Source organism: Salmonella sp. 741265055_HSA, assembly GCF_046569525.1.
Lineage (GTDB): Bacteria > Pseudomonadota > Gammaproteobacteria > Enterobacterales > Enterobacteriaceae > Salmonella > Salmonella enterica.
Genome location: NZ_JBKFSQ010000017.1, coordinates 12,456 through 25,529, shown reverse-complemented (window position 1 = coordinate 25,529; position 13,074 = coordinate 12,456). Strand labels below are relative to the sequence as shown.

Genomic DNA, 13,074 nt, shown 5'->3' with positions numbered 1-13,074 from the left:
TGATATTGTAACGCAATGAAATAACAAGCATGAAAATTATCACGAGAACACTCTTCTGAAGGCGGCGACAAGGATAGAAAATATGACCTTATTTGCGGAGTATAACAGCCCCTATCTGTTTGCCATCGCGTTCGTTTTCTTTATCGGCGTGCTGGAGATGATTTCTCTGATTTTTGGCCACTTTCTTTCAGGCGCGCTCGACGCCCATCTCGATCATTATGACGCCCTGTCATCCGGCCCTGCGGGCCAGGTGCTTCATTATCTGAATATTGGACGCGTTCCCGCACTGGTCGTCCTCTGTCTATTGGCCGGTTATTTCGGCCTCTTCGGTATCCTCATCCAGCATGGCGGGATCATGCTCTGGCAAGCGCCGCTCAGCAATCTGCTGCTGGTCCCGTTGAGCATTGTCCTGTCGGTCTTTACCGTGCATTACAGCGGAAAAATCCTCGCGCCGTGGCTACCCAGAGATGAAAGCTCCGCCCTCCGGGAAGAGGAATTTATCGGCGGCATGGCGATTATTACCGGCCACGCCGCCGTTGCCGGTACACCTTGCGAAGGAAAATTTACCGATAAGTTCGGCCAGATTCACTATTTACTGCTGGAACCCGAAACGGGAAAAGAATTTAAAAAAGGAGACAAGGTGCTGATTGTCTGCCGACTTTCCGCAACGCGTTATTTGGCTGAGCGTACCTTCTATGTCTAATTGAGAGGAACTTACATAATGGATGATGTTTTTGGCATATTGCCATCATGGATGTTTACCGCCATCGTGGCGGTTATCGTCTTACTAATTATCGGGATCATTTTTGCTCGCCTTTATCGCCGCGCATCTGCGGAACAGGCGTTTGTCCGTACCGGGCTTGGCGGGCAAAAAGTGGTGATGAGCGGCGGCGCTATTGTGATGCCAATCTTTCACGAAATTATTCCGATCAATATGAATACCCTAAAACTTGAAGTCAGCCGTGCTACCGTCGACAGCCTGATCACCAAAGATCGTATGCGCGTTGACGTGGTCGTTGCTTTCTTCGTGCGTGTAAAACCCTCTGTTGAAGGTATTGCCACCGCCGCACAAACGCTTGGTCAGCGAACGCTGTCGCCGGAAGATCTGCGTATGCTGGTTGAGGATAAATTCGTTGACGCCTTACGCGCTACCGCAGCCCAGATGACGATGCATGAGCTACAGGATACGCGTGAAAACTTCGTTCAGGGCGTACAAAACACCGTTGCGGAAGATTTGTCGAAAAACGGCCTGGAGCTGGAAAGCGTCTCCTTAACCAACTTTAACCAAACGTCCAAAGAGCATTTCAACCCAAACAATGCCTTTGATGCCGAAGGTCTGACGAAACTGACGCAGGAAACCGAACGCCGCCGTCGTGAACGTAATGAAGTGGAACAGGATGTGGAAGTAGCGGTGCGCGAAAAGAACCGCGACGCGCTTGAGCGCAAGCTGGAAATCGAGCAGCAAGAAGCCTTTATGACTCTGGAGCAGGAGCAACAGGTTAAAACCCGCACCGCCGAACAAAACGCCAAAATTGCCGCTTTTGAGGCCGAGCGCCATCGCGAAGCAGAACAGACGCGCATTCTTGCTGAGCGGCAGATCCAGGAGACGGAGATCGAACGTGAGCAAGCAGTACGGTCCAGGAAAGTTGAGGCCGAGCGTGAAGTACGTATTAAAGAGATCGAACAGCAACAGGTGACAGAAATCGCCAACCAGACGAAATCTATCGCCATTGCCGCCAAATCCGAGCAACAATCGCAAGCGGAAGCACGCGCCAACGACGCGCTGGCCGATGCGGTTCGCGCCCAGCAAAACGTAGAAACCACCCGCCAGACCGCCGAAGCGGATCGCGCCAAGCAGGTCGCTCTGATCGCCGCGGCACAGGATGCGGAAACCAAAGCGGTCGAACTGACCGTTCGGGCAAAAGCAGAGAAAGAAGCGGCAGAATTGCAAGCCGCCGCCATCATCGAACTGGCGGAAGCAGCGCGTAAAAAAGGTCTGGCGGAAGCCGAAGCACAACGGGCGCTGAATGACGCTATCAACGTGCTTTCTGACGAACAAACCAGCCTCAAATTTAAACTAGCGCTCTTACAATCGTTGCCTGCTGTTATTGAGAAGTCTGTTGAACCGATGAAATCCATCGACGGCATTAAGATTATTCAGGTCGATGGCCTCAATCGCAGCGCGACGGCGGGCGACGTCGCCGCTGGCTGCGCTAACGGGGGAAACCTGGCGGAACAAGCGTTATCTGCCGCGCTCACCTATCGTACCCAGGCGCCGCTGATCGATTCGTTGTTAAACGAGATTGGCATCGCTGGCGGCTCGCTAAAGGCGCTGACCACGCCGTTGGTTTCATCGGCAACGGATGAGATTAATCACGAAGCAACGGTAAAAGAGCAATAACCCCCGCCATATCTCCTGTCCCTGGTCATAAGGCCGGGGATTTTTTTATCTTTTTTCCACCTTGTCTGTACAAAGCGTTATAACCAGCAGGCCATTTTGCGTGGGCGATCCAGTAACGCAAAATCGGCGGGAGAAAGCCCTTGCGCCAGACAGGCCACTCACCAACAATCGCGATGTCAGCAAGGAGATGAAACGGGAAAGCCCCTCCCGAGGAAGGGGCTTTAATAAGGAAAGGGTTATGATGCAACAGGTCATCATACTGATTGTTCTGTTACTGATAAGTTTCCCAGCTTACTAACAGCCAATCAGAGGGGGGAGAGATCCCCTCTCACCCTTATTCCTTTACTTTAGGTCGAAAAAAAAGCAGCGTCAACCGCGAGATACGCGTCGAAACAAAATGTCCGACGCGCCTTCAAAATCGGCGCCCGCAGCGTCTGTAACGCCTGATGTCGCGGTTTTACTTCTCGCTCTCGGTCTGGATCTTTTTGATGATATTGGTCGTGGAACAACCATCTTCGAAGTTCAGCACCATGACTTCGCCGCCGTTGGCCCAGACCTCTTCGCTGCCTGCGATCTCTTCCGGCTTATAGTCGCCGCCTTTTACCAGCAGATCCGGCAGAATACCGGCAATCAGTCGTTGCGGCGTATCCTCTTCAAAAGAGACAACCCAGTCGACTGACTCCAGCGCGCCCAGCACGATCATACGCTGTTCGAGCGGATTAACCGGACGGCTTTCGCCTTTCAGACGTTTAGTCGAGGCGTCACTATTGACCGCAACAATCAGGCGGTCGCCCAGTTTGCGCGCGTTCGCCAGATAAGAGACGTGGCCCGCGTGCAGAATATCGAAAACGCCGTTGGTCATGACCACTTTCTCGCCACGCTTACGCGCGCTGGCGACGGCCTGTCTCAGCTCCTCTTCGGTCATGACGCCGAAGCCGGTATCCGCGCGTCCGCGCACTGCGTTTTCCAGCTCAATAGGGGAAACCGTTGACGTCCCGAGTTTACCTACCACTACGCCCGCCGCCGCATTGGCGAAATAACACGCCTCCTCCAGGGTATTTCCCGCCGCCAGCGTCGCCGCCAGCACGCCGATCACCGTATCGCCCGCACCGGTAACATCATAAACTTCCTGCGCCTGCGTCGGCATATGTAGCGGCGCTTTATTCGGTTGCAGCAGCGTCATTCCCTGTTCGGAACGCGTGACCAACAGCGCGGAAAGGTCGTAATCGGCAATGAGCTTCATGCCGCGTTCAACCAGTTCGTCTTCGCTTTTACATTTCCCCGCGACCGCCTCGAATTCAGAAAGGTTTGGCGTCAGCAGCGTGGCGCCGCGGTAACGTTCAAAATCCGTTCCTTTCGGATCGATGAGCACCGGCACGCCCGCCTGGCGCGCCAGGGAAATCATAGTCTGCACGCTGGTCAGAGCGCCTTTGGCATAATCGGACAGTACCAGCGCGCCGATCGATCCCAGCGCCTGGTTGATACGCTCATGCAACGGCTGCGGGTCCACGCCCTCAAAGCCTTCTTCAAAATCAAGACGAATGAGCTGCTGATTACGTGATAGTACGCGCAGTTTAGTAATCGTCGGATGCGTCGGCACAGAAACGAAGTCGCACTTCACATTGACCTCTGCCAGCGTTTTGCTCAGCGCGCGCGCGGCGTCATCAATACCCGTCAGGCCGACCAGACGGGCGTTCGCTCCCAGAGACGCAATGTTCATCGCCACGTTCGCCGCGCCGCCCGGGCGTTCCTCAACGGTATTTACCTTAACCACGGGCACCGGCGCTTCCGGTGAAATACGGCAAGTGGGGCCATACCAATAGCGATCCAGCATTACATCACCCACAACCATGACGCCTGCACGTTCAAACGCTGGCAGATTTACTTTCATTCCTGTCTCCTGAGAGATTCAAAATTTGCGCGCGATAATAGCATAATTCAAACGGCTACCAGCCACTTCCGCCAGCTTGCCTGCACCAGCGCGCGCTCTTTGCTAAAACACGTCTGCGCCACATGACCGGGAAGCTCCTGCAACGCCAGGTGGTGCAGTTCATCACGCAGTGTGGTGTAGGCTACCGTCAGCGCCTGCGCTTCGTGTTCATCCATAATGCCGTTTTGCGCCAGAAGCTCCAGGATGCGCACGTTATCAGACCAGCGCGTTAATTTAGGTTTTTCATGAGCGTAGCGCAGTACCAGATATTGCGCGATAAACTCAATATCCGTAATACCGCCTTCATCAGCTTTAATATCAAAACGATCACGATGCTTATTGCCGAGATGCGCCCGCATTTTCTCGCGCATTTCACGCACTTCAGTCTGCAATGTCTTGCCGTCGCGCGCCGTCGTCATGATAGTGCGGCGCACCGTATCAAACTGTGAGGTAAGCTGCGGGTCGCCATATACCACGCGAGCGCGTACCAACGCCTGATGTTCCCAGGTCCAGGCTTCATGCTGCTGATAATCGGCAAACGCGTCCGCTGAAGTCACCAGCATTCCCGCCGCGCCAGAGGGGCGTAGACGCGCATCCACCTCATACAATATGCCAGAGGAGGTGCGCGTACTGAACAGATGCATAATGCGCTGCGCCAGGCGCAGATAAAACTGCCGCCCGTCGATTTCGCGTTCGCCGTTGGTCATGACGTCCATCGGACAGTCATGCAGGAAGATGAGATCCAGATCGGAACTGTAGCCCAGCTCCCATCCGCCCAACTTGCCATAACCGACAACCGCAAACCCCCGCCCCTGGCGCTCGTCCAGATGCGCTGGCTGACCATAACGCGCAACCATTTGCGTCCACGCCTGCTGCACCACAGCATCAATCATCGCCTCCGCCAGCCATGTGAGGTGATCACTCACTTTCATCACCGGCAGCGTACCGGCAATATCCGCCGCCGCAATCCGCAAAAGCTGTGCCTGTTTAAACTGGCGTAATGCCTCCAGTTGTTGTTCTTCGTCTTCTTCCGGCACGCGCAGCAAATATTGGCGTAATTCGTCGCGGTAAGCATCGGTAGCCGTCGGCTGATAAAGCGTGCCGGGGTCGAGCAGTTCATCAAGCAACAACGGATAACGCGCCAGTTGGCTCGCTATCATTGGCGAAGCGGCGCAGAGCATAATCAGGTGTTTCAGCGCGCCAGGAAATTCGCTCAGCAGCTCCAGATAGGTGGTGCGAGTGACAATCCCCGCCAGCAACGGCGTTATCCGCGATAGCGTAACAGCGGCGTCTTCGCGGGAACAGACGTCAGCAAGCAGGTGCGGCATCAGTTGGTCCAGCACTTGCCGCCCGCGCGGGCCGATAGGGCGTTTATCCAGTTCCTTACGGAAGTCAGCGATGAGGGTCAGAACCTGTCGCCGATCCTCATCGGCTAAATGCGCCAGCACTGGCGTCGAATCATCCTCCTGTAGCGCATCCTGCCATACTTCACGCCACGGCTCTGAACGTTCTTCCTCCTGCGGGGTATCGGCTTCATCATCGCCAATTAATTCGTTGAATACGCGGCGTACATTAGCCATATGATCCGTCAGTTTGCCAACAAGCTGCGGCCAGTTCTCCGCCTTCATCCCCCAGGCCAGCCGCGCCCGATTCAGATCGTCGGCAGGCAGTGTTTGCGTCTGTTCGTCATTGATGCTTTGCAGCAGATTCTCCAGACGACGTAGAAAAAGATAGGCCACGCGCAGTTGCGCCACGTCATTCTCAGGCAGCAAATGCAGCGCAGCGATAGCATCCAGCGTCGGCAGTAACGAACGCGACTGTAGCGACGGCTCGCGTCCGCCCCGGATGAGCTGGAATACCTGCACGATAAACTCAATTTCACGAATACCGCCCGCGCCAAGTTTAATGTTGTCTTTCAAACCGCGGCGTCGCACTTCGCGGGCGATCATCCCTTTCATATTGCGTAGCGACTGGATGACGCTGAAATCGATATAGCGGCGGAAAACGAAAGGCCGCAGCATGGCGCGTAACTCACGAGACCAGGCGTCGTCGTTATCGCCCATTAGCCGCGCTTTCACCATGGCGTAGCGTTCCCAGTCGCGTCCTTGTTCCTGATAGTAATCCTCCAGCGCGGCAAAACTCAGTACCAGCGGGCCGCTGTCGCCAAACGGTCGCAGGCGCATGTCCACCCGATAGACAAAGCCATCCATTGTGGGCTGATCGAGCGCTTTGATCAGCCGCTGCCCGAGACGCGTAAAAAACTGGGCGTTATCGAGTTCACGGCGTCCGCCCCGGGTCTCGCCATGTTCCGGCCAGGCGAAAATCAGATCGATATCAGACGAAAAATTCAGTTCGCCGCCGCCCAGCTTGCCCATGCCTAAAATCAGCAGCGGCTGCGGAACGCCCTGCGGGTTACAGGGGGTTCCCCATTCGCGGCAACAGGCGGCATACAGCCAGTCGCGCGCCCCCACGATGAGCGTCTCCGCCAGATGGCTCAACTGTTGTAAAATAGTCTCATCGTCCACCAGCGACAGCGTCTGCGCCCAGGCGATGCGTACCATGATGCGACGACGAAAAAGCCTCAGTTCACGCATCAGCGAGGCGTCGTCACAGACACCTGCCAACGCCTCCCGTAACCAGCCAGCATAATGTCGCCATTCATCAGCCTGCGGCGATGCGGATTCCAGTTCGGCAAGCCACTCCGGATGCGCTATCACGCTATCCAGCGCAAAATCGCTAAATGTAAGTACTGACTTCGCCTGCGCGCTAAGCGATGTCTCAGTAAATCCTTCTGGCAGGCGCTCAACAACGGTCTGCCAGTACTGCGATAAGGGTGAAGAGAGCGGCGTCATTTAGGGGATATCCTTTAAATAATGCCGGATGGCGGCGTTTCGCCTGATCCGGCCTACAAGTCCGCATACCGTAAGCCTGATAAGCGCAGCGTCATCAGGCGCTTTCTACGGTTCTGATTATCGTTTTCCGCTGTGCAACCAGAATGGCTGCTGGTTAATGGCCTCATTACGGAAATGTTCAATTTCAATACGTTGCCCGGTAATAATGGCGTGACGCAATCCCTGCCAGTTCTCCAGCCATGCCTGCGCGATCATCGCATCATAATACCCGGCCAGCAGTAAAACGCTGTCAATATCGCGAGTCAAACGCGGCAACTGGTCGCGATATTTATCACCCAGCGGTTGTCCAAAAACTTTTTTTAATTCAGCAGCATGACGAGAAAGATGAATGTCGGCGAAACGCTTAAAAGAATCGGCCATTTTGGCCTGCGCCTTCGCGTCCAGAAATGGCTGCCAGGCTTTCGTCACCAGCCATTCCGTCAATGCCAGTTTCGCCATCGCCGTTTGCGTACTATAAACGGCTGTGACGGCGGACACCGCGGATGTCATCGTCGCTTCCGCCTGGGTAAGTAGATCACGTAAGTGAGCGCTCGCTTTACGCGGAACAATGCCACCAAAGAGCATTAAAGCATGGCGCACCAACCCCATAGCATCCAGCACGTGTTCTTTCGCCGACTCGTCGCCGCGCAGCCAGAGCTCTTCATGGTACTGCCACTGTGACAACGCCAGATCCAGCGAGGCCTCCAGCCCTTGCTCTACCGTGGCTTTCGCGGCAGTCCGCAGAATTGCCGTTGGTGTATTCTCTCGCGGCGCATTCCCCTGCGCCAGGTGATAACCTCGCGCCGCCTTACTCAGACTGCCCTGACGCAAACCGGTTTGCGACAGCAGTTGCTTCGCCAGTTTTAACACGGCGCGCGTATCGCCGCGAAGCAACTCAAGCTCCAGCTCACAAATCGGTTCGGCAAACTCGCCCGCTTTTACGTCGCCGAGATCGAGCGCAATTTCAATCCTGCTGCCGTCAACGTCCAGACACCATTTTTCCCGGTAAAAATTGGTACTGAACAGCGGCTGTACGCTTGATGCCAGGCCGGCGGGCAGGTTGCCATCCGGCCAGACCTCCGCCGGAAGTTGCGTCAGATCCAGCACGGGTTCGCTTAGCGCGACATTGTATTCGGGTCGCTGGTGCAGCCCGCCCGTTACCCGGCCGGCAATTTTCATGGTCATTTCATAGCGCCCATTTTCACCACGAATACGCAGCCCCATATCATGGCGGCGTAGCCAGTTATCAGGCGTTTCGAAGTAGATATTCAGCAACTGGCTGGGTGCATGATGCTCGCCGCCGAGCGTATGAAGATGATTTCGCAGCGCATCTACAGCGTCGTGATTGACGATAAACTTTAATTCGATTTCCTGAGCCATGGCCTTGTACTTATGGGTTATGTCACATCTGGGAAGATTCTTGGCGAACTTACCCGCATTATTTTTGTCAGTAGATAGTATTTTGCGCCAAATTGCCATGCAACGAGCAATTTGACGGGCGTAAAAGTTTGACGTAGCGGCAAAGGCGACACAGATGATTCCGATTGATGTCGACTACTTTGCGTAGCGACACTGATGCCGTTACTATCGTTCCACTTTCTCTGACAATAACGACAGCCTGATGCCAAAATTACGCCTGATTGGACTAACTTTACTTGCGCTTAGCGCCACCGCCGTCTCTCATGCTGAAGAGACGCGTTACGTTTCTGATGAACTGAATACCTGGGTCCGCAGCGGTCCGGGAGATAATTATCGCCTTGTGGGTACCGTCAACGCCGGCGAGGAAGTCACGCTCTTACAGAGCGATGCCAACTATGGTCAAATCAAAGACAGTTCTGGTCGTACTGCCTGGATACCGTTAAAAGAACTGAATACCACGCCAAGCCTGCGTACCCGCGTGCCGGATCTGGAAAATCAGGTCAAAACGTTGACCGATAAACTCAACAATATTGATACCACGTGGAATCAGCGCACCGCCGATATGCAGCAGAAAGTGGCGCAAAGCGACAGCGTCATCAACGGGCTAAAAGAAGAGAACCAGAAGCTGAAAAACGAGCTGATTGTCGCGCAGAAAAAAGTTAGCGCCGCGAATCTGCAACTGGATGACAAACAGCGCACCATTATTATGCAGTGGTTTATGTATGGCGGCGGCGTATTGGGTATTGGCTTGCTGTTAGGGCTGGTGCTGCCGCATATGATCCCAAGCCGTAAACGCAAAGACCGCTGGATGAACTAAATCGCCTTCTCTGCGGCACTGTCTTATCATTAGAGGATGATCGTTTTTAAAAGGAAAGTGGCGTGAAGATTTATCTGGTCGGTGGTGCGGTTCGGGATGCGTTGTTAGGGCTACCGGTTAAAGATAAAGATTGGGTCGTTGTCGGCGCCACGCCGCAGGAGATGCTTGATGCGGGCTACCAGCAGGTAGGCCGTGATTTTCCTGTGTTTCTCCATCCGCAAACTCACGAAGAATACGCGCTGGCGCGTACTGAGCGTAAATCCGGCTCCGGCTACACGGGCTTCACCTGCTATGCCGCGCCGGACGTTACCCTGGAAGCCGATCTCCAGCGTCGCGATCTGACCATTAATGCTCTGGCGCGCGACGATGACGGCCAGATTATCGACCCTTACCACGGGCACCGGGATCTGGAGGCGCGTCTACTGCGCCATGTCTCTCCCGCGTTTGGCGAAGACCCCTTGCGCGTATTGCGCGTGGCGCGTTTTGCCGCCCGTTACGCCCACCTTAGTTTCCGTATCGCCGATGAAACACTGGCGCTAATGCGCGACATGACCGCGGCAGGCGAGCTGGAACATCTGACGCCGGAACGGGTATGGAAAGAGACGGAAAATGCGCTTACCACCCGCAATCCGCAGGTTTACTTCCAGGTATTGCGCGACTGCGGCGCTCTGCGCGTCCTGTTTCCGGAAATCGACGCCCTGTTTGGCGTGCCCGCGCCGGCAAAGTGGCATCCGGAAATTGATACCGGAGTTCATACGTTGATGACGCTGTCGATGGCCGCCATGCTCAGTCCGCAGCTTGATGTTCGTTTCGCCACGCTTTGTCATGATGTGGGCAAAGGCTTAACGCCGAAAAACCTCTGGCCGCGCCATCATGGCCACGGCCCGGCGGGCGTGAAACTGGTCGAACAGTTATGCCAGCGTTTGCGCGTCCCCAATGACCTGCGTGATTTAGCTAAACTGGTCGCCGAGTACCATGATCTGATCCACACCTTTCCGATACTCCAGCCGAAAACGGTCGTTAAGCTGTTTGACGCCATTGATGCATGGCGTAAACCGCAGCGCGTCGAGCAGATTGCGCTGACCAGCGAGGCCGATGTCCGTGGACGTACCGGCTTTGAAGCGTCGGATTACCCGCAGGGGCGCTGGCTGCGCGAAGCCTGGCAGGTGGCGCAGGCGGTACCAACGAAAGAGGTGGTGGAGGCCGGATTTAAGGGCATTGAGATTCGCGAGGAGCTGACGAAGCGACGAATTGCAGCGGTCGCCAACTGGAAAGAGAAGCGCTGCCCGAAACCCGCCAGCTAAACGCCATCCGGCACACTAAATTGCCTGATGGCGCTGCGCTTATCAGACCGACAAAACAGTTAGGCCGGACAAGGCGGTACGCCGCCATCCGGCACGGTCAATCATCAGAAGAAGACAACGTAAACGGCAGCCGCCACCACAAAGCGGTAAATCGCAAACGGAATAAACGAGATACGCTTAATCAGTTGCAGGAAGGTCTTGATGGCGATCAGCGCCACCACAAACGCCGTCACAAAGCCCACCGCGAACATCGGAATATCCGCTGCGGTCAGGAATGACCAACTTTTGTAGAGATCCAAAACCGTTGCGCCCATCATCATCGGCACAGCCAGTAAGAACGAGAACTCAGAGGCAGCGTAACGGCTGACGCCCATCAGCATCCCACCGGAAATGGTCGCTCCGGAACGTGAGAAGCCCGGCCACAGCGCCAGACACTGGAAACAGCCAATCATAAACGCCTGACGATACGTCATATCATCCAGCCCCGGCGCGCGCGGTTCTTTCGGCTTCAGGCACTCGGCGGCAATCAGCAACAGACCGCCTACCACCAGCGCGTACATCACGTTAATCGGGTTAAATAGCGACTTGATCATGTCATGAAAGACTAACCCCAGCACCACCGCCGGAATCATGCCCAGCAGGATGTGAATCAACGTTAATCGACCTTTACTTTCACCTTCACGCTGTAGCGGGCGGCCAAAGTGAATACCGATGAGGCCAAACAACCGCCGCCAGAACATCACCACGACCGCCAGAATAGATCCAAGTTGAATCACCACTTCGAATGTCTTGGCCGTATCGCCTTCAAACCCCAGCAGATGACCCACAATAATCATATGGCCCGTGCTGGATACCGGCAAAAACTCCGTCAATCCTTCGACCACACCCAAAATTGCCGCTATCAGCAGCGAGTGCATATCGCTCATCAATAAACCCCTAAAATGAAAAACACTGCAAAAATGGATCTCGCGTTAAGACCCATATATAACCGTTTGGTTTAAAAAATATAAAATTATTTACTTTTATTTCAGATTATTGCCACGCTCAATAATTACCCCTACGTTCGCCGCGCGCGCAACGGCGCCAGGCTTGCTCAGTTTGATGCGAACCCACGGAGAATTAAATCGGCTAAGCAGCAAATCCGCCACCTCTTCCGCCACGCGTTCGACCAGCGCAAAACGCCCGCCCTCAACATGGCAAATCACCGTATCGGCAATATCCGCATAGCTTAGACAATCTGCGACATCATCGCTTTTCGCCGACTTGCGGTTATCCCATGCCATTTCGATATCGAACACCAGTTTTTGCTCGATAGTCTGTTCCCAGTCGTAAACACCGATAGTGGTGATTACCGAAAGTTGCTCTATAAATACAATATCCATCACGACCTGCCTGCTTTTTGGCTAACCCGGATACCACTTCCGGCGAAATGTGCGTATTATCCACAGAAATAGTAAATAAAACGACACTTTCAATACGGAACAGCTTATGAGTGCAATCGCGCCTGGAATGATCCTCTTCGCGTACCTCTGCGGCTCAATTTCCAGTGCCATTCTGGTTTGCCGCATCGCCGGGCTGCCCGATCCGCGTGAAAGCGGCTCCGGCAACCCGGGCGCGACGAACGTATTACGAATCGGTGGCAAGGGAGCGGCTGTCGCGGTACTTATTTTTGACATCCTTAAAGGCATGTTGCCCGTCTGGGGCGCGTATGCGTTAGGCGTTACCCCTTTCTGGCTGGGGCTTATCGCTATCGCCGCCTGTCTGGGACATATCTGGCCGGTCTTTTTTGGCTTTAAAGGCGGGAAAGGCGTAGCAACCGCGTTTGGCGCCATTGCGCCCATCGGCTGGGATTTAACCGGTGTCATGGCTGGCACCTGGCTGCTGACGGTCCTGTTAAGCGGTTATTCATCGTTAGGGGCGATTGTCAGCGCCTTGATTGCGCCGTTTTACGTCTGGTGGTTTAAACCGCAGTTCACCTTCCCGGTGTCGATGCTGTCATGTCTCATTTTGCTGCGCCATCATGACAACATCCAGCGTCTGTGGCGTCGCCAGGAGACGAAAATCTGGACGAAGCTGAAAAAGAAACGCCAGAAAGATTCGGAGTAGTTTTTTTGCGCTATGCCGTGCCTGCGCATCGCCGGATAAATAGCTCGGTGATAGGCGTACATATCGAATCCGCCGCGCGTCACCCTTCCACCATTGGCGTGGTTAGGCGCGATTTTCGGCCTGATCTTCCTGGTGCTGCTGATCGTCACCGGGCTGTTGTGGATGCCCGTCGTTTTGCTGTAAACCCGTTGGGGCGGCATGATGTC

11 protein-coding genes and 1 pseudogene are annotated in these 13,074 nt (G+C 54.8%); 7 read left to right on the top strand and 5 right to left on the bottom strand.

Annotated features, from left to right (window positions below):
- Window positions 1–82 precede the first annotated feature (82 nt).
- From ACLD4K_RS11330 to ACLD4K_RS11320, 3 genes are all read left to right on the top strand, one after another.
- Complete coding sequence (locus ACLD4K_RS11330) at window positions 83–703, top strand: OB-fold-containig protein (RefSeq protein ID WP_411011877.1); 621 nt, start codon at window positions 83–85, stop codon at window positions 701–703.
- A gap of 18 nt (window positions 704–721) precedes the next feature.
- A complete protein-coding gene (locus ACLD4K_RS11325; RefSeq protein ID WP_411011876.1) occupies window positions 722–2,401 on the top strand; it encodes a flotillin family protein in 1,680 nt (559 codons plus the stop codon).
- 238 nt (window positions 2,402–2,639) lie between these two features.
- Entirely contained in the window at window positions 2,640–2,699 is a 60-nt protein-coding gene (locus ACLD4K_RS11320) for a type I toxin-antitoxin system Ibs family toxin (protein ID WP_197400330.1), read from the top strand.
- 159 nt (window positions 2,700–2,858) lie between these two features.
- Here the strand turns inward: ACLD4K_RS11320 and hldE are convergent, their stop codons facing one another.
- The 3 genes from hldE to ACLD4K_RS11305 form a co-directional block, all read right to left on the bottom strand.
- Window positions 2,859–4,292: a bifunctional D-glycero-beta-D-manno-heptose-7-phosphate kinase/D-glycero-beta-D-manno-heptose 1-phosphate adenylyltransferase HldE gene (gene hldE, locus ACLD4K_RS11315; protein ID WP_000867682.1), complete on the bottom strand. Its 1,434-nt coding sequence runs from the start codon at window positions 4,290–4,292 to the stop codon at window positions 2,859–2,861.
- Between the two features lie 47 nt (window positions 4,293–4,339).
- Window positions 4,340–7,183 (bottom strand): bifunctional [glutamate--ammonia ligase]-adenylyl-L-tyrosine phosphorylase/[glutamate--ammonia-ligase] adenylyltransferase, encoded by a 2,844-nt coding sequence (gene glnE, locus ACLD4K_RS11310; RefSeq protein WP_411011875.1) that lies wholly within the window; start codon window positions 7,181–7,183, stop codon window positions 4,340–4,342.
- A gap of 117 nt (window positions 7,184–7,300) precedes the next feature.
- A complete protein-coding gene (locus ACLD4K_RS11305; protein WP_411011874.1) occupies window positions 7,301–8,602 on the bottom strand; it encodes an inorganic triphosphatase in 1,302 nt (433 codons plus the stop codon).
- Window positions 8,603–8,843: 241 nt separating this feature from the next.
- Between ACLD4K_RS11305 and ACLD4K_RS11300 the strand changes: the two genes are divergently transcribed.
- Window positions 8,844–9,458: a TIGR04211 family SH3 domain-containing protein gene (locus tag ACLD4K_RS11300; protein WP_001125344.1), complete on the top strand. Its 615-nt coding sequence runs from the start codon at window positions 8,844–8,846 to the stop codon at window positions 9,456–9,458.
- A gap of 62 nt (window positions 9,459–9,520) precedes the next feature.
- Window positions 9,521–10,762: a multifunctional CCA addition/repair protein gene (locus tag ACLD4K_RS11295; protein WP_411011873.1), complete on the top strand. Its 1,242-nt coding sequence runs from the start codon at window positions 9,521–9,523 to the stop codon at window positions 10,760–10,762.
- 104 nt (window positions 10,763–10,866) lie between these two features.
- Here ACLD4K_RS11295 and bacA read toward each other — a convergent pair whose 3' ends face one another.
- Together bacA and folB are read right to left on the bottom strand one after the other, a co-directional pair.
- Window positions 10,867–11,688: an undecaprenyl-diphosphate phosphatase gene (bacA, locus tag ACLD4K_RS11290; RefSeq protein WP_183059479.1), complete on the bottom strand. Its 822-nt coding sequence runs from the start codon at window positions 11,686–11,688 to the stop codon at window positions 10,867–10,869.
- 96 nt (window positions 11,689–11,784) lie between these two features.
- Window positions 11,785–12,144, bottom strand: a complete 360-nt coding sequence (folB, locus tag ACLD4K_RS11285; RefSeq protein WP_156010441.1) for a bifunctional dihydroneopterin aldolase/7,8-dihydroneopterin epimerase — start codon at window positions 12,142–12,144, stop codon at window positions 11,785–11,787.
- Between the two features lie 106 nt (window positions 12,145–12,250).
- Here folB and plsY point away from each other — a divergent pair, with 106 nt between their 5' ends.
- Entirely contained in the window at window positions 12,251–12,868 is a 618-nt protein-coding gene (gene plsY / locus ACLD4K_RS11280) for a glycerol-3-phosphate 1-O-acyltransferase PlsY (RefSeq protein ID WP_001272785.1), read from the top strand.
- Window positions 12,869–12,906: 38 nt separating this feature from the next.
- Window positions 12,907–12,969, top strand: a pseudogene (locus ACLD4K_RS11275) (hypothetical protein); the annotation flags it as partial.
- Window positions 12,970–13,074: the final 105 nt, after the last annotated feature.

Bases quoted from the DNA above. Each gene is read 5' to 3' on its own strand.
- ACLD4K_RS11330 (WP_411011877.1), top strand. From the start codon at position 83: ATGACCTTATTTGCGGAGTATAACAGCCCCTATCTGTTTGCCATCGCG.
- ACLD4K_RS11325 (WP_411011876.1), top strand. From the start codon at position 722: ATGGATGATGTTTTTGGCATATTGCCATCATGGATGTTTACCGCCATC.
- hldE (WP_000867682.1), bottom strand. From the start codon at position 4,292: ATGAAAGTAAATCTGCCAGCGTTTGAACGTGCAGGCGTCATGGTTGTG.
- glnE (WP_411011875.1), bottom strand. From the start codon at position 7,183: ATGACGCCGCTCTCTTCACCCTTATCGCAGTACTGGCAGACCGTTGTT.
- ACLD4K_RS11305 (WP_411011874.1), bottom strand. From the start codon at position 8,602: ATGGCTCAGGAAATCGAATTAAAGTTTATCGTCAATCACGACGCTGTA.
- ACLD4K_RS11300 (WP_001125344.1), top strand. From the start codon at position 8,844: ATGCCAAAATTACGCCTGATTGGACTAACTTTACTTGCGCTTAGCGCC.
- bacA (WP_183059479.1), bottom strand. From the start codon at position 11,688: ATGAGCGATATGCACTCGCTGCTGATAGCGGCAATTTTGGGTGTGGTC.
- folB (WP_156010441.1), bottom strand. From the start codon at position 12,144: ATGGATATTGTATTTATAGAGCAACTTTCGGTAATCACCACTATCGGT.
- plsY (WP_001272785.1), top strand. From the start codon at position 12,251: ATGAGTGCAATCGCGCCTGGAATGATCCTCTTCGCGTACCTCTGCGGC.